Below are 22,488 nucleotides of genomic sequence, written 5' to 3' on the forward strand. Positions count from 1 at the left end.
TTGCACTTACGCTTGAACAACCGTTGCCATCAGCAATGGTAGGACAAGGAATAACTACGTTAGCCAAACAGCTGAATGGTGACGTAGATACGTTGATTTCGGCAGGAATACCACTGATAACTGGACCAGTGAAGTCGCCTACTTTAATCAATTGGTTGTAAATGAAAGAGTTCGCTGGGTCACACCAGTCGATAAGGTTCCACTCACGGCGGAACTTGTAAGTTCCATCACATACATCAATCCGAGGCTCATCAGAGTAAGATGCGCCCAGGTTACAGTACACATCATTAAGATCACGGTAACCAGATGCCGTTAAAATGAAAGGATAAGAAGTAACAGAAGCAGATGGGTTGTCGTCAGGACCACCTACGCTACCGTCTGTAGCAAAGTTCTCATCACACTCGATCACTGCTGTGAAAGGTGGTACGATCAAATCAAAAACCGATGGACGGTTGAACGTGAAGGTCTGCACACATACATCTGTACGGGGGGCACCAATACACGTACCATCGTAGCGATCAGCAACAGAGAACGTACGCGTTAGCGTAATGGCCCCACAATCACCAGCAGAGGATACATCATCTGACAAGGTAACTACCATTGGTCCACAGTTGTCTGTAGCTAAAGGTACACCTCCAAGTTCCAATTTATCAAGGAATGCATTCAAGGCAGAAGTGCTACCTCCGAAGAAGGTATTACGTGTAGCTGTGAAGTCTAACGTACCGTCGGCATCAACGATCCAGCTTTGAGGTGTCTCAAACTCGATCAAATCAACGTCTTCACACAACAATGGCAGTGTTACTGCTACTGGTGCAGGTGCGCTAAATGGTGAACTGAATGTGCCACCATTATCACTTACAATACCTACGACATAATCACCAGTAGAACCGAAGCTCGTGTTAGCCAACATCAGCGTATACGTCTGACCTGGCTCCAAAGGCATTTCTATGCGGAAGTCTTGAGCAAAAAACGCATTGATACCAAAGAATGGATCAATGAAGTAAGCTCCCTCAGAGCCACCCAATACGTTTTCACATGGGTTTTCCGGGTTGAATTCGCCCTGGTGTAAAGAAATGATTAAACCAGGAATATTTGAAGCCGTCTGGATGTTGTACACATCAGTAGCTGGTAGATCAGGAGATACTGTGAAGGTCACCAGATCGTAGTTGTAAGCAAACCCTGGAGCAGGCTCGAAGAAACTCTGGAAACAAGAGTAATTGTCCAGTTCCAACTGGTCTTCTGTCCCGTCGATGCTTCCTTCCAAAGTCTGAAGGTCGAAATCAACAGTTACTTCGTCTGTGTCAGCAGGACACTCTACTACTGGGTCGGTCTTGTCTTCTGCAAAAATGTCTCCCCAACAGGTGTAAACTAAAGAACTACCACTGAAAATTTCTACCATGTAAGTGTGATCACCACAGCCAGAAATAACATCAGTGTTACCGCCATCAACAGTAATAACCGCATCAAAACAACCCAACTCACTCCCTGTCAAAACCATTTGAGGAGTAATCGTAGCTGTACATTCAGCACCAAGTGTAACGTTTACGTTAGCGATACAACCGAAATCTGCTTCAGCAATTTCTTCGCTATAGTCGACACGAAACGAAAGGTCTTCAAAACCGGCAGGAACACCTCCTTGGCATCCTCCTGCTCCTGGAGCGTCAGCTGTCCATCCTGGGCAACCAAATGCACCACCAAAACTACCCCAAGCGTAATTTGTACCTTCCGCTGGAGGAGCTAGACGCCAATACCACTGCCCAAAACCAGCAAATGGCATAACAGGCTGAATACTAGCCCAGTAACGAGCACCAGGTGTTAATACGGTAGCGTCTGTTACTTCAAGAACAACATCATCATCTCCTTCAGGATCCGCATCGGCTCCTGCAAATTCTTCAGAAAAGACTAAAGTTCCTGGTTTGTTTCCATCATCTTCATAAACTGAAAGACGAACAGGAATATTTGAGTTAAGGAAAGTTCCCGCTATTCCTCCGTTTCCAAAAAATCCACTAGCGTAGACATTACAAAGTGTCACTTCCCCACAAGAAGCAGGAACAACAAAGTCTGCTGCACCGCCAAATTGAACAGCTAAATCTGTAAAATCTTGTGATGGAATTCCTGTATTAAACTGAGTGAGATTGTCTGCTGATGGAAGATTACCATCACAATCAGCAACGCCCAAAGGCCCAGCGACACTTGTACCATTAGGAGCAATGGCACTGTTAACTGAGACTTGAGCCACAAGGTTAGTCAAAGCAAAACAACTCATTAATAAAATGAAAATGTTTACTTTGCTAAGTAACCCTGACAGGGGGTTAAATGTTTGCATAAGATTACAATTTGTTATGAATAAAAAAAGGTCATGTATGCGCTATTCATATAGCACGGTCTAGGTCGTCCGAACAACTACCGGATTACAGTAATTATCCAGCACTATTTTTTGGTCGTCGTCAAAAATCGTCACAATATAAAGCATTGTGACTAAATATTATATATAAAAGCATAGGAATAAGCTTAAGCCTTCCTGTTACTTCTAATTATATCAATTTAACAATAATCTATTAAAGTTAGCAAACAGGTATGGGCGTTTGCGATTGGATGGTGTAATGCAAGATGCAAGTAAAGAATTTTACTCACAAAAGTTAGTCATGGGATTATTGTTATTGCAAAGTTATGGTTTTCATCGGAAAAAAAACAATCAAGGCTCCCTCTTTAGCAAAAAAAGAAAGAAAATCAAATGTAATCAACTGTATATCAAATGATTACATTTGATTTATTTTATTGCTTCACCATTGCTTTAGTAACTGTTTCTGTGGATGTCACGATCTGATAGAAGAAAACACCAATCTCGTCGCCAATAATACCTTCCTCAATAACCCAAGCATGATTACCTGCTGAAAGGTATTGACTGTTTGTATAAACAACCCTACCATCTACAGAAAAAAGCTTGAAGCTAACCATGTCCCCGTTGCTAAGTGTAAAAGGAATTTGGGTTTGTGCCTGGAAAGGATTTGGCTCATTTTGCCCAAAAATGTTCTCTTGCTGCTTTTCATTCATTTTCAATGACAGCCCGTAAACTTGCCCTGAAGCGTCATAAGCCTCCGCGGCCAGTACTCGACTAAAGAGAATAATATCTGCTAATTCACTATCAACGTTGGGAAGAATTGTCAATTTGAGTTGGCCATTTGCTTGACTAGCTTCAACTGTATTCCAACTCATTCTAAACTCATTGTTATTAGCAGTTAAATACTCCGATGGCCAATCTCCGGAAACATCTATTATTTCGGCATCCTTAAGTTGTAATCCAAACTGCCAGCCTTGTAAGGCTTCCTTTGATTGCAAACGCAGGTTTATCGTGATCAATTCGCCCGCTTTCAGTTGTTGATTGTCAAAAACCAGTTCCAAGTCTTTCTGTAGTGAACGTGGCTCTCCCGAACCTTCGAGAAGCGGGTCTACACTATTATTTACATCACCAACTTTTATAGCAATAAAGCCACTATTGTAATCGGAGGCATGCTCAGAATAGAAATCCAACCATTCTGGAAAATCCTGTGCAAGTGGGTTTTCACCTTCCGGAAACTCATAAGCTCCTAAGACAAAGCGCCACGAAGTGTTATTCCCAAAATCGGCATCTATCCCCAAGATGACCTTCCGGAGTCGAATAAGATCAATCGTCGTAATTGTACCACTGGCATTAACGTCAGCAGCGATCTGCTGATAGGGGCTAGTAAATGGAACTATACCTAATATGTGTTTCTGTATTTGGATAATATCAAATGTTGAAACGCCATTGAGGTGATCTTCATTCAACACGGGAAGTAATAGGCTAAGGTCGCAGAATGGCATTTCAGCAAAACCATAGGCACCATCCTCACTTGTGGACTGCATCATCAGTTCAGTACCAAATGTCAGCTCTAGGTTTACCCCGGAAACGGGGATACCATTAGCCGTCCTTACCTGCCCAGATAGATCAAGGGTCATGTTATCACAAATCTCCTGATGAGGCAGTGCGCCAAAAACGTTATCCTGCATCAGATTGATATCTGTATTGTACATGATAACATCCCGTAACGTCGTATTGTGAATATAATTTTTCTCTGTGTCAGTAAGCACCGGGTCATTCCAATAATAAAAGCGATCACCATCACGTAACGCAGTAAACTGTTCGCTCAAAATTTCATGGAGTGTCTGCCCAAAGATCGATCCAGGAACGGTGCGCTCTGCCAACATTCCAACCCAAGGATCAATGTCATTGATGTCGGTATACAAAGTCAACAAACGTGTAAATACAGCAGCACTGGAATTAATCTGCTGAAAAAAATTATAGGGTGCTAATCCAAAATTTTCCCGTACAGTATTAAAATCAGGCAAACCACGCTCTCGGCCACGGTTAATATTAATGGAAGCTAGATCAAGTCCGCCAAACCCCGGCTGACCGAATAAAAAATTGCGAACATCACTGATCACTTTAGCATCGAATTCTTGCTGAATCTGCACTCCCATCCCTTTTAGAAAAGGCTCTATCCCACCTGTTTCTTGAATAGCATAGGGGTTAAAAAAAGCATCCTGTAAAGTCATGTTACCCTGAGGGATAACATTCCCCTCGTTATCCAGCCGCATCAAATTGGAACTTAACAGCGTATGCCCCATACGAAAAGCAGCAGCAGTAAATACATTAAACAATTGTGGATTTATGGTTTCATCATAACCACTATAAGGCGTCAGTTGCAAGCCTATCGCTGGCAACCATTCATCATACACGATCGACTGAATCAAGCCACCGACAATTTTACGCGCGTGTTGGTATAATTGCTCATCAGTCCAATCAGGATATTTTTGTACTAATAGCTCACACTGTCGATTATGCTCTCTTACAAAAAGTGTGTGCATTGTTGCTAGTAGTGGATTTTCACTTGCGCGTGCATCCCCAGCTACAAAAATAACAGTAGAAATTCCCGTCGCATTATCCATGTGCGGGGCACTCGCATCAATTGGATCATCAAACTCCCCTGTTACTGTGTTATAAGGTAAGAGGTTCCCTTCAGACGTTTTTAATTTTCCTTCAGAAAATGTTCTCAACCAATTTGCTCGATCCAAATCCGATCCATAAACGCCCGATGCATCAATAAATGCTGTAATTTCATTGAGGTAACGTCGAGGGTTAGAGGTATCTGTTCCTGAAGTTGGGTCAAATGTATTCCTGTGCATAGGGATGACCGCCATTCCTGCCCCCAGAGGGTCAAACCAAGGATCACCAGAAGGCACATCAATAAACAAGGGCTCGGGGCCATCTCCTGTTAAGCCAATATCATGGTCAATAAACTGGCCTATGACCCATATAAAATCACTTAATGCCAATGGATCATTTAGCGGCGTGTTTTGATTAAAAAGACTATTGGAAACTTCACGGGGATTCGGCCGGGAAACACCTCCGACGGCGCTGTAGCCATCAGCAAAACCAACCGTTGTTCTTTGCACCAAAGGGGAATGAGCCGCGCCTAATAAAGGGTCGGCAAGATTATTCTGCGAACCATCAATGGTTCGATAGTTGACTACGTCCTGTACCTGCCCAAAGGCAAAATGAATCGTACCGAACAATAACACCGTGAAGAAAAGTAGATTTTTAATCATAGTTGCAAACTTTAGAATCCATGGGAAGAAAGGCCGTTTCTGTGAGTTTCCTTTTGATAAACCAGAGCGACTTTCCATTTTAATGGACAATAAAAAGTCCATTGACAAAGATAATTGTTCTTTAATCAAGTTGTTAGTGACTTTTGTCACATCCATGAAAGGTTTATTGAACGCCATCATAAATCATTAGATTAAAGGGCGTTTCCACCTTAAAGTCGACTAGCTTTTCAAATAACAACTGAGTGTGACTTTTGTCCAAATGAAAAGTCTAAAAATAAAAACACAATGAATTTTCTACGCTTGTGCGTACAGGTTTCATTTGCACATATGATAACATAACCTGCCCACTAATCGGTCAAAAACAGGAATTTGTTACTTGTTTAAGGGTACAAGCACAAAAAAACATACTACAGTTGACCGAATTGTGAAGAAAATGTTAAATTTGATCGAACTGTTTTGGATACAACAGTCGGGTGATTTCATCGTGAAGGGTGTCTCTGTTGAGATATCCTTCATTTTTTTGCCTACAATTAAGCGTTTCTGAGTGTATCAAAGTAGATAATGCACCGCTAACTCATACCCCCGCAAACCAAAGCCAACGATTACTCCTTCACAATGAGGAGACAGGTAAGAGTGTTGTCGAAAAGATTCTCGTTTATAAACATTAGAGATATGCACCTCGATCACGGGGGTATCAATTCCCGCAATTGCATCAGCGATCGCTACAGAGGTGTGAGTATAAGCACCTGCATTAAGGATAATCCCATCATAACTGAAACCCACCTCGTGCAATTTATCAATCAGTCCTCCTTCTGAGTTTGATTGAAAATAATGTAAGCTCACCTCCGGAAAAAGTCCTTTAAGGTGGAGGAGAAAATCTTCAAAAGAGTCTTCTCCATAAATTTCGGGCTGCCGGCGCCCTAACAGGTTAAGGTTAGGGCCATTAATAATCATGATTTCCATCAGATACCTAATTAGCCATATCAGAGAGGAATTTGATCCTCACTAACTGAATTTCTTCTATTGTAATATCATCTTCTTTCAATTCAGCAAAAGCCTCTTCTATAGAATCTGATTCAGCTTGCATAAAATACTCCATGATATCTTCCCTGGCGTATTCATCCAAGTTTTCTTCCAAGTAATAATCCAAGCTGACTTTAGTCCCAGAGGTCACAATCGCATCTAGTTCTGCCATCAAGTCTTCCATAGAGAGGCTGTTTGAGCTTGCTAAATCCTCTAGTGGAATCTTACGGTCAATGCCTTGAATAATACTCACTTTCATCCGAGACTTATTTGCCACTTGTTTGACAACAAACTCTGTAGGGCGAATAATGTCATTTGCTTCAACGTAAGCTTCAATCAACTCCAAAAACGGGCGGCCATAGCGACGGGCTTTACCAACACTTACCCCTGAGACATGTGCCATTTCATCCAGAGTGATCGGGTACTGTGTTGCCATATCTTCCAAGCTCGGGTCTTGAAAAATAACAAAAGGAGGAACATCTTTGTGTTTAGCTTCTTTACGACGTAAGTCTTTCAGCATTTTCAAAAGCTGATCGTCTAAAACAGACGTTTTTCCACTATTCTCGATCTTGGCCTCCGCCATTTCGGCTTCGTAGTTATGATCGATAGGAATCTCGAAGCTTGTTGGGTTCGCGATGTATTCATGCCCTGCAGGATGCATTTTTATCAATCCATAAGTCTCTACATCTTTATAAATCAAATTATTAAGCAGTGCTTGGCGGATAACGCTATTCCAGAAAGTCTCATCTTTATCCTTTCCTGCTCCAAACCCTTCCCGCTTATCAAAGCGAAAATCTTTAATTTCTTTAGTCCCTTTTCCTTTGATAAAATCAATCAGGATTTTGATTCCGTAGTTCTCGTCGAGTCGAACGACTGCATTTAGCGCAATCAGAACCTCTTTTTTTACTTCTACTTTTTCTTTAGGGTGGCGACAGTTATCGCACATTTTATTACAATTCCCCTCATCGTATTCTTCTCCAAAATAGTGCAATAGGAAGCGGCGACGACAGGCGGTCGTTTCGGCGTAAGCCATCACCTCATGCATGAGTTGCACGCCCATTTCTCGTTCAGCGACTGGCTTATCCCGCAGGAACTTTTCCAACTTAAGGATATCCTTATAACTATAGAAGGCTACACATCTCCCTTCAAGGCCATCACGACCAGCACGCCCTGTTTCCTGGTAATAATTTTCAATACTTTTAGGAATATCGTAATGAATAACAAATCGGACATCTGGCTTATCGATCCCCATCCCAAATGCAATGGTGGCCACTATAACATCAATGTCCTCCATCAGGAAAGCATCTTGGGTCTTACTACGGGTTTTGGCATCCAAGCCTGCATGATAAGGAGCAGCCCGAACATCATTTACGGCTAAGGCTTCTGCTATTTCTTCAGCAGATTTGCGGCTTTGCACATAAACAATCCCCGACTTTCCATCCATACTTTTGACCACCTGAATAATATCACGGATGGTTTGCTCTTTTTTCCCTTTCGGGCGAACCTCATAATAAAGATTATCCCTGTTAAAGGAAGAGATGTAGGTATTGTGCTCCTCCATATTGAGGTTCTTCACAATATCTGATTGTACCTTTGGCGTAGCTGTAGCAGTAAGAGCTACCACAGGAATACTCTCTCCGATAGCATCCAACATTAGGCGAATACGGCGATATTCTGGTCGAAAATCATGCCCCCATTCCGAAATACAATGTGCTTCATCAACAGCTACAAAAGATACATTGACTTGCTGGAAAAACTCAATATTCTCTTGTTTAGTAAGCGTTTCAGGTGCAATAAACAGCAATTTGGTTTTACCATCCGTGATATCTTGCTTAACCTGTTTCATCTGCGCTTTGGTCAGCGATGAATTCAGGAAATGTGCAACCTCATCTCGCTGGCTATAGCCACGGATAGAGTCTACTTGGTTTTTCATCAACGCAATCAGAGGCGAAATAATCAAAGCAGTACCTTCAAGAATCAAAGCAGGCAGTTGGTAACAAAGTGATTTACCACCACCTGTAGGCATAATTACGAAGGTATCCTTGCCATCAAGGACGCTTTGAATAATCTCTTCCTGATTCCCTTTGAATTTATCAAATCCAAAATACTCTTGTAGTTCGTCGTGAAGGGAATACTTAGTAACAGTCATGTTAACGCTCTTTTCCTCTAGAATTTAGCTAATTTTGCGGCAGGATTTGCTCAGCAGGCCCAAGACCGAAAAATCGGTTTTGAGGTAAATGCTCCTAACCGATGCTTTGTTGGAATTTATTTGGTTCGACCAAATAATGTCGGGCTAGGCGTTTTTCGGCTGTTTAAATTTAAGGATTTTTTATAAGACTAGTGATTGAATGCCCTTTTTTATTCTTTTATTCTCTCGGATACTCTCTTCTTTCAGTTACTAACAATATACTCACACTCACTATCAAAGCTTTGAAAACAAAAGATATCATCCGCCGCACTGCTACTCAAACGCTTGCTATTGAGATCGCGACACTGGAGATGCTCCATGCTTCCATCAATGATGATTTCGTTGCTTGCGTCGAAGCTATTTATCAAGCACCCGGCCGATTAGTTGTTACAGGTGTGGGCAAAAGTGCAATCATCGCTCAAAAAATTGTTGCTACACTCAACTCTACCGGGACTCCAGCTCTCTTTATGCACGCTGCCGATGCTATTCACGGCGATCTGGGAATGGTGCGCCCTCACGACCTTGTGCTTTGTTTATCTAAAAGCGGAGAGACTGCTGAGATTAAAGTGCTTGCTCCATTGGTCAGTAATTTAGGCAACCTACTTATTGGTATGACGAGTAAAGAGGATTCTTTTCTTGCCCGGCGAGCAGATTTTCTCCTTCACACCCCAATCACTAAGGAAGCGGACCCTAATAACTTGGCTCCAACAGCCAGCACCACCGCACAAATGGCTATGGGTGACGCCTTGGCCACCTCTTTACTTGCCTTGAGAGGCTTTTCTTCTCAAGATTTTGCACAGTATCATCCTGGTGGTGCTTTAGGCAAACAGTTATACCTAAGGGTGAGTGACCTCTACCCTAACAATCAACGCCCAGAAGTAAGCCCCAGTAATACGCTACAAGAGAGCATCCTGGAAATAACGGCAAAATGCCTTGGCGCAACGGCTGTAGTCGACGAGGAAAACAAACTTTGCGGAATTATCACCGACGGTGACCTTCGGCGCATGCTCGAGAAAGGGCTAAACTTCACCCAGTTATGCGCAGCTGATGTCATGCATACTCAGCCACGAACAATTCTCGACTCTGCATTGGCAGTTAATGCCCTGGAGCAAATGCGCACCAACAGTATTTCTCAACTGATCGTCATCAATGAAGCCGGGCATTACCTTGGCTTTGTCCATCTTCATGACCTTATCAGAGAAGGGTTGATTTAAGGTGTAAATGTTGGAAAATGCAAGAGTATAAAGGTTTACATGATGAATTTAATACTCACATTGGTCCTTTTACCACTAGCAGTGAAGATATATACGCCCGTGGGTAATACCGGAATGGGTAAGCTTTTTTCGCTATAGCCTGTAGGAAAATGTTCTTCCTTAAAATGTTGTAGCAGACGCCCTTGTACATCAAACAGTCTAAAGTTTATTTCATCAGCTTGAGGAAGAGTGAGACCTATTTGTAGTTCGCCTTCTTGATCAAGGTATGCTTCTAACGCTGCGGTTTCAGGGCCGCCTGAAAAGTAAGCTACAATTTCATCATCTTCCTGAAAATTATAGCGAATGCTTATCGATTGATCAGGGTTGGTAATCGTTTTTTCAGACTGCCAGTATTGAAACTGGTAGCCGGGATATGGCTTAATAATCAATTCAACCGGCACTCCGTTGAAATAGGTACCCTCCCAGGGAAGCTCCTCTGGCTCAATCGTGCTGATTTGAATAGTGCCTGCCCCTGGAGGATATGTTTGCAAACGAAGGCGAACTTCATTTGCTAATCCAAAATATTCTTTGACATCTTCCAAAGCATAAAGAGGGCGATTTTCTAAATAATCATAAAGCACAGGAATACGCTCATTGGCCCAAAGGTTATAACCTGGCCAGCCCCATCGTTCAAAATGACGGGGCATTTCTGGATCAATTTCTGCCACCGTTAAATCCACTTCCTTGCGAAAAGCATCCGGCTCAAAGATGGTATTGAATAAATCAGCGTAGCGATTAATAAAATAATGTCGATAGGTTTCGTTATCCAATAACTTCAAGAAAAGATCAACGTGCTTATTGTGCCCTTCCAAGGGGGTGAGCAGGCTATCGAGGTTGTTTTGGTAATAGGCCGACCAACCGTGCCGCCCCATCGCTATATCCAGATCAAAAATCAGGTAGCGCCAACGCGCCTCTGGTGTTCTTTCGCGCCAGTATTTAATATTATTGTGTAGCCAATCACCGTTATTGAGGCCAGACTGAACGATGAACCCTTCGGCAATGCTTTCAACATCGAAATAAGCTGCTGCCTGCTGAAAATTGGCCTCATTTTCCAAATCGTTGGACATAACATACTGATACATGCTATCAAAGGCTACGAAGTCCCCTGTAACTATGGTATTGTTTTCTTCCAACAAATCGACCTCTTCGGTATCTACACCATAGTTATGCAGCAAGTAGTATTCATCTGATTTCTCTCGCATGTTAGCCAATCCGTAAAACGTGCCATTGATGTATAACACTACCGGGCGATGAGCCATCACATCCAGATTCAAGTCACTTTTAATAAAATAACGGGCAAGGAAAGCGTCTCGAAAATGCGCATTGTTATAATCACCACTGGCGTTCCGCAAGATGAGTCTTTTATATGTCGTACGCTCACGATCAGCAAAAAAAGGATAATCTACCGTACTGCTCCCATATTTTTTCTTGACTAAAATCCGAATTGGCTTCATTGGATTAGTGCGGGCACCACGCCCACCATGAACTTTTGTATCAGCGTCGAAAGCAATACCCAATTCTTGATCAGCAGTAAAAAATTCCGTATGAATAGGGTGTTCTTCCTCTGACCAGTAATTAGAACCGTAATAAGGCCACTCCTCTTCCGCATTAGGGCCGCCGTCGACAAGAATCCCCCTTTCCCAACTCCAAAGGTCATCAGGCGTTCCGATCACCGACATAATAGGTAAGGTGTGATTTTCATTGATAAAAAACGTACGATTGACCACAGGAGAAGGCAACAAACCCGGAGCTATTGCCATAACCCTTAAAGCTGTCGTCGTATCAAGTAATATTGCACCTGAATAAAGCTCAGATGAAACAGTAGGAATACTTCCATCACGGGTGAAAAATAATGTTGCTGCGGGATTAGTGTGAGTGAGTTGAATAGAGGTCGCTGTTGAAAAGAAATGCCCCGATGTAACCCACGTTGGCTCATCAGTAAAGCCACTTCCCGGAGCATCATTATTACTGCCCCCTGGGCTAGGTACCGAAAACAGTGCTAATTGTGGGGATCCGTCCAATAAGCGGCCTATACTTTGATCTTCCTCCAATGCAGGAAAGTTTACTTCGTCAATGATAAACCCAGCAGGGTTACTGAGCACAACATTTTCGCCACCGGCTGATAATTTGAAGTTTGTGTGAGGGTTAGTAGCTACTAAATCTCGATCAGAAGCAAAAATAAGCAACCAGCTATCCGGCTCAATAATAATCTCAGGAAATGACCATTTCGAGGGGTCTGCAGGATCGTCACTCAGGGAATAATTATTTAAATTGACCGCATTATCTCCCGCATTATAAAGTTCTATCCAGTCTGGATAATCTCCGAATTCATCCTCAACGACATTGGCATTACTGGCACAGATTTCGTTGATTAGCACTTGAGCAAGCAACTGATCGACATTAAGGCTAGTAAAAAAAAGGAATAGAAAGAGCAGCTGGCGATAAAACATAAATAAAGGTATTAGAAAACGAAGTTCCCGGAAATCTCCTTAACAAACCTATTTTGGAACGCTAACAAGGTTGATATTGTCGGGTGCCTTACTGCTTTGGTGTACTATTTATAATCGTAAGGAAGACCAACATCATTTTTTCGGGTAAGCTAGCCTCTAATTCATCAACGATAATCCATTCTCGGGGGTCTCCTTCAAAAGCGGTATACATCTCAAAGAAGCCATACTTTTCGGTATCAACAACCCATTCGTCCAGGATATTACTGTATCTGGATTGCCACTTGTACTCTCCTCCTCCAGGACGGCTGATGCGCCATTCTCGCAGATTGTCACGCCAGATGGTACGAGCATCAACAATGATGTTCTCGCCCCTGGCTTCCCACTGATCGATTCTGTCCGGCCATTTGGTTTTTAATTGCCCAGTCCATTCACCAATACGATATTCCCACTGTGTCCAATCACCTCTACTATTCCAGCGCAAGCGTAGTGTTCCTTCTTCTCCCTCTACACTCGTATAGATGGTCCATTCCGCAAAACTATCACTCCATTGACTTGCTATCGCGGTTAATTGCTGCCCAAACAAGTGGCTTCCTGACAGGACCATCAATAAGGTAAAAAGGGTGTTTTTCATGTTAGACTAATTATTCATTCTATGAAATAAAGCATGTAAAGAGGTTACTTTATTGTGAAATTATTATTTTTGAGGGCAATAGACGAGACTATTGGGCAAAAAAAAGGTCGTCACTCAATGCGACGACCGTAATAGACTAGTATGAAAAAACGCTCAATAGTTCTTATAAGAGAATTCCCTTGTATTAAAATGCAGGGGAATTTTTTTGTTTATTTTCCTTATAGACGCACTCTAAACGGAAAGCGTTGCAAGGTTGAGGTACTTTTAACAGTTTCTTCACACAGTATACCGTCAAAAGGCCTTTTTTGTTGGCATTATTCTACGAATTTTGGCGTTTATAAGACAAAAAGCGTCTAAACAAAATTTATAGCAACTTTTGCAATTACTAACGAACCAACATTGCTGCACCGAAAACACCTGCACTATCTCCCAAAACAGGGCGTAGAATAGGGGTCTCAAGTCGTGGATTGAATACTTGCTTACGTACACTGTCGACACCTTCTTTATAAAGAAGATCAATATTAGAAAGCCCTCCTCCCAAAATAATGGCAGTAGGGTCAAGAATATCAATGACATTGGCTAATCCTCGGCCAAAGAAATGAATCAACCGATTTACCGTCGCATTCACATGCTCATCTTTGGTACCGGCCTTAAATTCATTAATCATCGTAGAGAGTTTGCGATCCTGTCCCGTCGTTTGTTTGTAATAACGTTCCAGGCCGGTTCCGGAAATTAGCATCTCTACACAGCCAATCTGCCCGCAATAACACTTCCCTCCTGACTTGTCTAAAAAACTGTGCCCCCATTCTCCACCGATACCCTGAGCCCCATTCCAAATTTTCCCATTAATGACAATACCACCTCCTACACCAGTACCCATAATAACACCGAAAATGAGATGATCTTCAGCCGCGTATCCTTTTCCAGCCCCTAACAAAGTTTCAGCGACAGCAAAGCAGTTAGCATCATTAGCCATTACAACAGGAATGCCTAACGCTATTTCAAGGTCTTTGGCAAAAGGCTTTCCGTTGAGTATCGTCGTATTACTGTTTTTCATTAATCCCGTGGATGGATCAATCGCACCAGGCGTACCAATTCCTAATTCAGTTGGAACCTTGCCTACTTCTTCGCTGACCAATTCCAGCACACGCTTTACTTGAGCAACAATGTGATCATATCCTTTTTCACGTTCCGTGGGCAAACGACGTCTACTCAGTACTATTCCGTCCTGGTTTAATGCTACTGCTTCTATTTTTGTCCCCCCTAAGTCGATTCCGAATAATATTTCCGCCATGGATATACTTAGTTTAATGCTTTTTACAAATTAGCCTAATATAAAAGCTTTTTATGAAGCTATCGCAAAAGCGGTGAACTTACTGGATATGTTTCAGCAAATCATCTCAGTGAAGATTCTTCCATCAAGATTGGTATTAAAAGGCAAAGAACCGGACCATAAACAAATACTAATACAGAATAATGAGAGTGCCATCTCCTTAAAAAGAGATGAACAAGAAGCCCTATTTGCTGTTCCATCTGCGTTCACAAAAAAAACAAATGGCAAATCGCAATATTCTCGTTGTAGGTGGAAGTTCCGGCATTGGATTCGCGTTGGTGGAAGAATTATTAGCAGCAGGTGACAAGATCTATGTTTGGTCACGTGAAGAACGGGGCCTAGCAGCCTTGCCTGGCGTACATCATTATGCTGTCGATATATTAACGGACGAACTCCCAAAGCAAGATTTACCGGAAGTATTGCATGGTTTTGCTTACTGCCCGGGGAGTATTAACCTCAAGCCGTTTCGCGGACTCAAACCCGAGCAGTTTCGGGAAGAAATCGAGATAAACCTTATTGGTGCAGTACGCTGCTTGCAAGCAGTAGAACGTTTGTTAAAAAAAGCCGACCAAGCCGCTGTCGTCCTTTTTAGTACCGTTGCAGTACAACGTGGAATGGCTTTCCATGCTGGCGTAGCAGCGGCCAAGGGCGCGATAGAAGGCCTAACACGTTCGCTAGCCGCAGAATGGGCCCCAAAAATTCGCGTCAACGCCCTTGCTCCTAGCCTTACAGACACACCATTAGCCGCGAATCTTCTAGCCAATGATGAAAAGCGAAAAGCGATGGCTGAACGCCATCCTTTACAAAAGGTAGCTACTGCTGTAGAAGTAGCGAAACTAGCAAAATATCTCCTCAGTGAAGATGCCGGGTTCATCACTGGCCAGGTCATAGGTATTGATGGAGGGAAGAGTGCCATTTAAATACTCACGAGAATATTTGTCTTCTTTTTCCTTACCTTAGCGCTGTACATAAGTGACTGGGTAAAAATAAGTATGGGAAAGATAATTTCGCTGTTAAATCATAAAGGAGGAGTAGGAAAAACCACCAGTACCATCAATATTGGTGCAGGAATGGTAGAATTGGGAAAAAAGGTCCTTTTAGTAGACCTTGACCCTCAAGCGAACCTTACTCTTTCCTTGGGCATTCCAAGACAGCCCATTACCATTTATGAAGCTATTCGTGGAGAGTCGGAAGCGACACCTTATACCGTAAAGCCCGGGCTTGATGTCATCATTTCAACATTGGACTTATCCAGCGCAGAGATGGAACTCATCAACGAAGCTGGCCGCGAGTATATCCTTCGCGAAGTATTTGAGCCTTTTCGGGAAGATTATGATTTTATTCTCATCGACTGCCCTCCTTCTTTAGGGCTACTGACGCTGAATGCTCTTACGGCAAGTGATTACGTCATCATTCCGTTACAGACCGAATTTTTAGCGATGCAGGGCCTTGCAAAAATCAAGCAAGTCATCCAAAAAGTTCGCTTACGCCTCAACAAGGGATTGGAAATTGGCGGTGTCATGGCAACCATGTATGATGCTCGAAAAGTACTTAATCGTGATGTTGTAGAGACGATAAAAAAATACTTCGGGCCACTTGTTTTCGAGACTTATATCCGCGACAACGTAGCATTAGCTGAGGCACCGGCGCAACGTAAAGATATCTTTGCTTATAGCCGAAAAAGCCCCGGCGCTCAAGATTACCTGAGTTTAGCTCAGGAAATAATCGTACGCTCCAATAAGTAATTCCAGTTTTGGTATCGCATAAAAATCACTTCTCGGTTTTCTATCATTTTTCAAGAATAAAATCGCAAGTGTAATTTTTCTGCTTTATTAAGAAACTGAAATACTATAAAATACTGTTATATTTAAGTTGCCTGTAAAATGGTAGCGCACCAAATTTCTTAAAAATCGTTCATTTTGGCTAAAAAGCGCTTCACGGAAGGATTAGACAGTCTCTTTGGCGGCACCAACGGACCGCCGAAGGAATCGCTATCTCTATTCCCCGAAGAAACCAAGCAAGGAACAGCCAAAAGAGACGAGGAAAAGAAAAGTAATAAAGGTTTCGCTTCCCAGCTAGATGCCTTCCTTGCAGAAGCCTTCGAAAANNAGGAACCTACTGAAACAAAAGACAGCGCCCCCTCTAAAAAGAAGGGTAAGCGCTTAGTAGGATTGGATTTGCTCATTCGCCAAACCACTGATGCTCCTCCGAAGAGTCGGCCTACATTATCAGAAAAGCGGCGACTGACGTTAGCTTTTGATAAGCAACAGCTTGGCCAACTGAAAGAAATCGCAGAACGGGAAGGTGTATACCTCAAGGATTTGATTAACCAGTTGATCGAACGCTACTTGCAGGAACGTACTTAGAGCTCTTAATTCTATTTCCTCAAGCCAATTCAGGAAATCGTATCTTTGAGCAGGCAGCAATTTCGGGCCAGTGGTCATCTAATATTGAAAACAACTCTTCCAATGAAAAATATCCTTTTACTTAGCTTGTGCCTTAGTCTTAGCATGACTACTATATCAGCACAAGGCATTGATTTCTTTAAAGGAGAGTGGGAAGCTGCTTTAGAGCAGGCTCGCAATCAAGACAAACTCATTTTTGTAGACGCTTATGCCACTTGGTGTGGCCCTTGCAAGCGTATGGCTGCTGATGTTTTCCCAGATCCTCAGGTTGGTGCCTTTTATAATCGTAATTTCATTTCTCTTAAAATGGACATGGAAGCGCCGGAAAATGCCGCTTTTAGGGCCAGATATCCGGTCGCTGCATTTCCTACACTTTACTACATAAGCCCGGATGGCGAAGTGGTTCAAAGTGTTAAAGGAGCACAGAGTGTAGATCAGTTTATCAGTACTGGCGAGAAAGCACTGGCTTTGTCCGAGCCTACCGGAGACTATGCGGAACAGTACGCAGATGGCGACCGTAGTCCTGAGCTGGTTTACAAGTACGTTCGTTCCTTGATTCGCAATGGAGAATCACACCTAAAAGTGGCTAATGATTACCTGCGTGATCAAAATGACCTCAATACGCCCGAAAACTTACAGTTCATTATGCTGGCAGCTACGGAAGCGGATAGCCGTATTTTCACAATGATGACGGAGCGTAAGAAAGAGATCGTTGCTGCTAATTCTGAAGACCTCTACTACAGTCAAGTTTTTTCTGCTTGCCAAGCTACAGCAACAAAGTCTATTGAATACAGTAGCGTTGATCTACTTGAAGAAGCTTGGGAAAAAATCGAAGAATACTACCCTGAAAAAGCGGAAAAATTTAAGTACGATACTGAAATGGCTTACGCATTAGCTCATCGGGATGGAAAAACCTTTGCCAAAGCAGCACGTGGCTACGCCAAGAATATAATTGCTGGTGATGCGGCGAAATTGAATGACTTTGCGCTTCGTATCGCTAATGATTTTGAAACTGACAAAGGTGCACTTGATGTAGCTCAGTATGCTGCTACCGAAGCCATTAAATACAATAGTGACACCTTCCGTCATTATTACACCCTGGCCATCGTGGAAAACAAACTGGGGAATACCAAGCAAGCACTAGCTGCTGCCCGCAAAGCACGCGTATTAGCGGAAGCAGATACGCCCAATGCAGTACGTATGCTGACGGCTTTTATTGAAACCCTCGAAAGACAAGGGTAAGTAGTAATATTTTATCTTCTAAAAGCAGAAACAAGGCCGGTTGATACCTATTCAACTGGCCTTGTTTTTTTCAAACCCTATCAACCCTCCCTTACCATGAAATATATAGCCCTCTTTTCATTGTTGTTTGTCGTTTCTTTTTTACCTGCCCAATCAGATGCACCTGCGCCTGATACCGAAAAATACGCTGAAGACGTTGCTAGCCTGGATAATATACTGGAAGCGCTCTACGCATCTATTTCCGGTGAAAAAGGAGAAGCACGCGACTGGGACCGTTTTCATTACCTCTTTACCGAAGAAGCACGCTTGATCCCTACCGGTAAAAATAAAGAAGGTGAAGTAGGCTACCGGATCATGAGCCCACAGGAATACGTAGAAGGTTCTGGGAAATGGCTGGAAGAAAATGGCTTCTTTGAGGTAGAAATCTTTCGTGAAGTAGCTGAATATGGCTCACTGGTACATGTGTTCAGTACTTACGAATCTTACCGCTCTAAAAACGATGAAGCTCCCTTTATGCGAGGCATCAATAGTATTCAGTTGCTTAATGATGGAAACCGCTGGTGGGTCATGCACATTTATTGGCTGGGAGAGACGGAAGCGCTCCCATTACCTGCAAAGTATTTGCCTGAAAACTAGCGTGCATTCAAAATTATTCACTTCGCTCAGAGACGCGGAGGCGCAGCGCTTTTTTTTTATTGATTTACCAAACGAGAGGCCTTTTGACAACCATTCATTAGACGGTCATTTCTGAATACATTCAAAAATTAGGCTCTTGCAGTTCCCGCGCATTCTGATAGATGTCCTGCATACTAATATGAGTATCCAGCGTATGCAGGTAAATGCTTTTATCTAAACCAATGGTGGTGACCATTTTCCAGTAGTCACTCCCTTCTTTGTAGAGTACATCCACGACTGGTTTATACTGGTCAATCAACACATATTCTTTAAAAGAGGGGAGCGAGCAGTATTTATGGAATTTATCTCCCCTATCGTAGCTGCCGGTAGATTTTGAAAGCACTTCTACCACCAAAATGGGATTGGTATAGGCGTTTTTATCTTCTTCGCTGACTTCTACGTCACCGCAAACAACTGACATATCAGGATAAACAAATGAGCTCGCACTATCAATAAACAATCGAATATCACTATTCATTGGTAGACACTGAAGCCCTTTAGCATCAATTTGATTTCTAATCGCGTTATAAACGCTTCCTCCGATTAATCCATGATTAATCGACCCACCACTCATCGCCCGAATAGAGCCATCCTCGTACTCGCTTTTGAATTCGGCAATTTCTTCTTGTGCCAAGTATTCCTCGATGGTCTGATATGCTAATTTTGGCTCTCCCATAGGTTTTCTATAAAATGATACTATAAATATACATTATTTCTTGTGCAGTATCTAATTCAAATACTTCGCCACAATTGGAAGGCGGCGGCCCATCCCGAAGGCTTTGTTGCTCACTCGGATTACGGGGGCAGTCTGGTAGCGTTTGAATTCGTTGATGTTTACCAAACGTAAGATGCGGCGTACTAGCGCTTCGTCAAACCCTTGAGCAATAATTTCTTTAGGGCCTTTTCTTTTCTCGATGTATTGAAACAGTACCTCATCTAGTATGTCATAATCCGGCAGACTATCGCTGTCTTTCTGATCAGGACGAAGCTCAGCCGAAGGAGGCTTGGTGATGATATTTTCAGGGATGACCTCCCCATCTTTGTTCATAAACCGGGCCAGTTCGAAGACTTCTGTTTTGTATAAATCACCGATTACACTCAGCCCGCCACACATATCGCCGTAGAGGGTNNAGGTTCTCTTCCGTAATATTGAAATCTTTGCCCCAGAAATGAGGTCGTAGCACTTCCTGGTAGCTTTCGTAAATACCCTCAATTGGAATAATATCATATTGCGAGCCCAGGTTTTCTGCCAACTCGCGCGCATCATTAACCGAATGGTCACTGCTAAACTGGGAAGGCATCAAAATGCAGCGCACATTATCCGGACCTAGTGCCCGAGCGGCGAGTACCGCTACTACTGCCGAATCAATCCCACCGGAAAGTCCAAGGATCGTTCGTTTAAAACCGAGTTTACCAAAGTAATCCCGAAGTCCCAGAACAATGGCATCGTGGATCAACGTCATCTTATCACGAGGCTGCTCGCCTTGAGGGGCTTTACACGCCTGCACATCGGCGAGCTCGTAGGTGCGGATACACTCTTCAAAATAAGGAAGTTCATCGTACACCTCACCATTAGGAGACATTACCAAAGATCCTCCATCGAAGATAACCTCGGTTTGCGCACCTACGATATTGGTATAAAAGACGGGTAAATCATAGCGATCTACGTTTGCACGCAGCACATGCACCCGATCCTTGGCATGATCAAAAGAAAAAGGAGACGCTGAAAGGTTGAGCATAAAATCGGGCTTTTGTCCGATCAACTCGTCCATTGGGCATACTTTGTACAAGGGGTTTTCATTGCCTACATTCCAAATGTCTTCACAAATAGTGAGCGCTATGCGTTGGCCTTTGTACTCTACGATTTTCCATTCGTGAGCAGGTTCGAAATAACGGTATTCATCAAAGATATCATAGGTTGGCAAGAGCGTTTTGTGCTGTACAGCCAGTACTTCGCCATCCGCCAGAAAGTAGGCAGAATTATAGAGGTCTTTTCCTTCGGGAACGGGGTTTACCGTCAGTGAGCCTAAGACAACTGCGATGCCTTGCGCGTCGGCTTTCAAGGCCTCTACGACACCTTCTGCTTGTGCAATAAAATCTTGGAATTCCAGAAAATCGCGGGGCGGGTAACCGACAGTCGCCAATTCCGGGAGAAGTACAATATCTGCTCCCTGCTCTTTAGCTTCCGCAATAGCTTTACGCATGCGTGCGAGGTTGCCAGAAAAATTTCCAATATGAAGATTGATTTGCGCAATAGCTATTTTCATAGAAAAGGTAACGTTTATTGTTCGTAAAGATAAGCCTTGTTACAGGATAAACAAGAAAAGGAACAACTTAGTTTAAAAACAAAACTAAGCTATTTAAAGACAACTGCCTACATCCCTGTTAATTTAGAAACTAACAGGTCATATCCCGCTGGCCTTCTGACCAGCCAGTCACTATTTAGACTACTTTATGCTGATCAGAAGACCAGTCTAATACTAGGCTTTTACACAACCCCAGTCTAATTTTCATTGCGTTTGCTCAATGTGTCAATGCTCCAACTTAGTCATAGCTGTGGCCTGACAGCTTCGCCCCCCAACTCTTAAAACGCCCCCTACCTAAAGCCAGCATTGATCCCTTCCAATGCCTTTGAGCCAGGGCAAAGATCCCTTTCCGTTAAGCTATTCAGTGGTCGGTTTACGGTCTGCTCCAACTCATGAAGGTCTCTGCTTTCTTGGTCGATATACAGGAGGCCAGTCAGAATTTCTCCATTTGACTTTGCGCTACGTATGCGATCCATCGCGGAAGAACGGTCGATCGGGTCCCAATTGGCGGCCAGTTTTCGGAGCTGGATGCAAGAGCCATCATGCAGTTTCACCTGCTTCGAATTCCCTTCCTCATAGTGGGTGATGATTTCTTTTTTGTGTGGAACAAAGTCGATAGTGGAGGTCGCTTCCTGATGCGCCCGGACAAAATCGTAAGACTTCGTAGAACTAGGTTTATTATTGAAAGTTACACAAGGCGATAGCACATCTAAAAACGCAAAACCAGGATGCGAGATCGCTGCCTGAAGCAATGGTACCAACTGCGTTTTATCACCAGAGAAACTGCGTCCTACAAAGGTTGCCCCCAATTCCAGTGCCATACTTGCCAGATCAATGGCTGGGAAAGGGTTGGAAACACCGTCTTTGGTCTTGGAGCCTTCATCAGCAGTGGCAGAGTGTTGTCCTTTGGTGAGGCCATAGCATCCGTTATTCATCAGGACATAAACGATATTGAGGTTGCGCCGAATGGCGTGTACAAACTGCCCTAAACCGATAGACGCGGAATCGCCATCTCCTGAAACGCCCACGTAGATCAGGTCTCGGTTGGCCATATAAGCTCCGGTAGCGACTGATGGCATCCGGCCGTGTACGGTATTGAAACCATGCGATTGCCGAAGGAAGTAGGTTGGCGTTTTGGAGGAACAACCAATACCCGATAATTTGGCTACCCTGTGTGGTTCAATCGCCAGTTCATAACAGGCTTGTACGATTGCTCCACTGACGGAATCGTGACCACAGCCTGCACAAAGCGTAGAGATAACGCCTTCATAATCTGCTTTAGTGAAGCCAACCTCATTTTTGGGCAGCAGTGGATGTCGGAAGCTTGGACGGATATATGACATGGTTCTTTTTT

The 22,488-nt window shown here is 43.2% G+C and carries 14 protein-coding genes and 3 pseudogenes; 6 read left to right on the forward strand and 11 right to left on the reverse strand.

Features of this window, described 5'->3' with window-relative positions:
• The 4 genes and pseudogenes from ACRBG0_RS09050 to recQ form a co-directional block, all read right to left on the reverse strand.
• Window positions 1–2,326: pseudogene (locus ACRBG0_RS09050) on the reverse strand (hypothetical protein); the annotation flags it as partial.
• A gap of 449 nt (window positions 2,327–2,775) precedes the next feature.
• Window positions 2,776–5,628, reverse strand: coding sequence for a peroxidase family protein (locus ACRBG0_RS09055; protein ID WP_431486577.1), 2,853 nt, complete (start codon window positions 5,626–5,628; stop codon window positions 2,776–2,778).
• Window positions 5,629–6,177: 549 nt separating this feature from the next.
• The gene (aroQ, locus tag ACRBG0_RS09060) at window positions 6,178–6,591 is read right to left on the reverse strand and encodes a type II 3-dehydroquinate dehydratase (protein WP_431486578.1); all 414 of its coding nucleotides are present in this window, start codon (window positions 6,589–6,591) and stop codon (window positions 6,178–6,180) included.
• 7 nt (window positions 6,592–6,598) lie between these two features.
• The gene (gene recQ / locus ACRBG0_RS09065; RefSeq protein WP_431486579.1) at window positions 6,599–8,800 is read right to left on the reverse strand and encodes a DNA helicase RecQ; all 2,202 of its coding nucleotides are present in this window, start codon (window positions 8,798–8,800) and stop codon (window positions 6,599–6,601) included.
• A gap of 281 nt (window positions 8,801–9,081) precedes the next feature.
• On the opposite strand from recQ, the gene ACRBG0_RS09070 reads away from it, so the two are divergent.
• On the forward strand, window positions 9,082–10,053 hold the full coding sequence (locus ACRBG0_RS09070; RefSeq protein ID WP_431486580.1) for a KpsF/GutQ family sugar-phosphate isomerase: 972 nt from the start codon (window positions 9,082–9,084) through the stop codon (window positions 10,051–10,053).
• A gap of 35 nt (window positions 10,054–10,088) precedes the next feature.
• Here the strand turns inward: ACRBG0_RS09070 and ACRBG0_RS09075 are convergent, their stop codons facing one another.
• From ACRBG0_RS09075 to ACRBG0_RS09085, 3 genes are all read right to left on the reverse strand, one after another.
• Window positions 10,089–12,542 carry a CotH kinase family protein gene (locus ACRBG0_RS09075; protein WP_431486581.1) on the reverse strand — a complete coding sequence of 818 codons (2,454 nt, stop codon included), beginning with the start codon at window positions 12,540–12,542 and terminating at the stop codon, window positions 10,089–10,091.
• An 88-nt stretch (window positions 12,543–12,630) separates the two neighbouring features.
• Complete coding sequence (locus tag ACRBG0_RS09080) at window positions 12,631–13,173, reverse strand: hypothetical protein (RefSeq protein WP_431486582.1); 543 nt, start codon at window positions 13,171–13,173, stop codon at window positions 12,631–12,633.
• Between the two features lie 385 nt (window positions 13,174–13,558).
• Window positions 13,559–14,467 carry an ROK family protein gene (locus tag ACRBG0_RS09085; protein ID WP_431486583.1) on the reverse strand — a complete coding sequence of 303 codons (909 nt, stop codon included), beginning with the start codon at window positions 14,465–14,467 and terminating at the stop codon, window positions 13,559–13,561.
• 260 nt (window positions 14,468–14,727) lie between these two features.
• Between ACRBG0_RS09085 and ACRBG0_RS09090 the strand changes: the two genes are divergently transcribed.
• From ACRBG0_RS09090 to ACRBG0_RS09110, 5 genes are all read left to right on the forward strand, one after another.
• The gene (locus ACRBG0_RS09090) at window positions 14,728–15,426 is read left to right on the forward strand and encodes an SDR family NAD(P)-dependent oxidoreductase (protein ID WP_431486584.1); all 699 of its coding nucleotides are present in this window, start codon (window positions 14,728–14,730) and stop codon (window positions 15,424–15,426) included.
• Window positions 15,427–15,498: 72 nt separating this feature from the next.
• The gene (locus ACRBG0_RS09095; RefSeq protein ID WP_020538525.1) at window positions 15,499–16,251 is read left to right on the forward strand and encodes a ParA family protein; all 753 of its coding nucleotides are present in this window, start codon (window positions 15,499–15,501) and stop codon (window positions 16,249–16,251) included.
• A gap of 174 nt (window positions 16,252–16,425) precedes the next feature.
• A partial coding sequence (locus ACRBG0_RS09100; protein ID WP_431486585.1) for a hypothetical protein occupies window positions 16,426–16,613 on the forward strand: 188 nt, incomplete at its 3' end.
• Between the two features lie 361 nt (window positions 16,614–16,974).
• Entirely contained in the window at window positions 16,975–18,153 is a 1,179-nt protein-coding gene (locus ACRBG0_RS09105; RefSeq protein ID WP_431486586.1) for a thioredoxin family protein, read from the forward strand.
• Between the two features lie 96 nt (window positions 18,154–18,249).
• Entirely contained in the window at window positions 18,250–18,789 is a 540-nt protein-coding gene (locus tag ACRBG0_RS09110; RefSeq protein WP_431486587.1) for a hypothetical protein, read from the forward strand.
• Window positions 18,790–18,910: 121 nt separating this feature from the next.
• Here ACRBG0_RS09110 and ACRBG0_RS09115 read toward each other — a convergent pair whose 3' ends face one another.
• The 4 genes and pseudogenes from ACRBG0_RS09115 to ACRBG0_RS09130 all read right to left on the reverse strand — a co-directional run bounded on the left by ACRBG0_RS09115 (window position 18,911) and on the right by ACRBG0_RS09130 (window position 22,477).
• Window positions 18,911–19,504 carry a Uma2 family endonuclease gene (locus tag ACRBG0_RS09115; RefSeq protein ID WP_431486588.1) on the reverse strand — a complete coding sequence of 198 codons (594 nt, stop codon included), beginning with the start codon at window positions 19,502–19,504 and terminating at the stop codon, window positions 18,911–18,913.
• A 51-nt stretch (window positions 19,505–19,555) separates the two neighbouring features.
• A pseudogene (nadE, locus tag ACRBG0_RS09120) lies at window positions 19,556–19,957 on the reverse strand (NAD(+) synthase); the annotation flags it as partial.
• Window positions 19,958–19,959: 2 nt separating this feature from the next.
• Window positions 19,960–21,095 (reverse strand): annotated as a pseudogene (gene nadE, locus ACRBG0_RS09125) (NAD(+) synthase); the annotation flags it as partial.
• A gap of 329 nt (window positions 21,096–21,424) precedes the next feature.
• A complete protein-coding gene (locus ACRBG0_RS09130; protein WP_431486589.1) occupies window positions 21,425–22,477 on the reverse strand; it encodes a 2-oxoacid:ferredoxin oxidoreductase subunit beta in 1,053 nt (350 codons plus the stop codon).
• Between the last annotated feature and the right edge of the window lie 11 nt (window positions 22,478–22,488).

This window comes from Lewinella sp. (genome assembly GCF_050633125.1).
Classification (GTDB): Bacteria; Bacteroidota; Bacteroidia; order Chitinophagales; family Saprospiraceae; genus Lewinella.

Bases quoted from the DNA above. Each gene is read 5' to 3' on its own strand.
- ACRBG0_RS09055 (WP_431486577.1), bottom strand. From the start codon at position 5,628: ATGATTAAAAATCTACTTTTCTTCACGGTGTTATTGTTCGGTACGATT.
- aroQ (WP_431486578.1), bottom strand. From the start codon at position 6,591: ATGGAAATCATGATTATTAATGGCCCTAACCTTAACCTGTTAGGGCGC.
- recQ (WP_431486579.1), bottom strand. From the start codon at position 8,800: ATGACTGTTACTAAGTATTCCCTTCACGACGAACTACAAGAGTATTTT.
- ACRBG0_RS09075 (WP_431486581.1), bottom strand. From the start codon at position 12,542: ATGTTTTATCGCCAGCTGCTCTTTCTATTCCTTTTTTTTACTAGCCTT.
- ACRBG0_RS09080 (WP_431486582.1), bottom strand. From the start codon at position 13,173: ATGAAAAACACCCTTTTTACCTTATTGATGGTCCTGTCAGGAAGCCAC.
- ACRBG0_RS09085 (WP_431486583.1), bottom strand. From the start codon at position 14,467: ATGGCGGAAATATTATTCGGAATCGACTTAGGGGGGACAAAAATAGAA.
- ACRBG0_RS09090 (WP_431486584.1), top strand. From the start codon at position 14,728: ATGGCAAATCGCAATATTCTCGTTGTAGGTGGAAGTTCCGGCATTGGA.
- ACRBG0_RS09095 (WP_020538525.1), top strand. From the start codon at position 15,499: ATGGGAAAGATAATTTCGCTGTTAAATCATAAAGGAGGAGTAGGAAAA.
- ACRBG0_RS09105 (WP_431486586.1), top strand. From the start codon at position 16,975: ATGAAAAATATCCTTTTACTTAGCTTGTGCCTTAGTCTTAGCATGACT.
- ACRBG0_RS09110 (WP_431486587.1), top strand. From the start codon at position 18,250: ATGAAATATATAGCCCTCTTTTCATTGTTGTTTGTCGTTTCTTTTTTA.
- ACRBG0_RS09115 (WP_431486588.1), bottom strand. From the start codon at position 19,504: ATGGGAGAGCCAAAATTAGCATATCAGACCATCGAGGAATACTTGGCA.
- ACRBG0_RS09130 (WP_431486589.1), bottom strand. From the start codon at position 22,477: ATGTCATATATCCGTCCAAGCTTCCGACATCCACTGCTGCCCAAAAAT.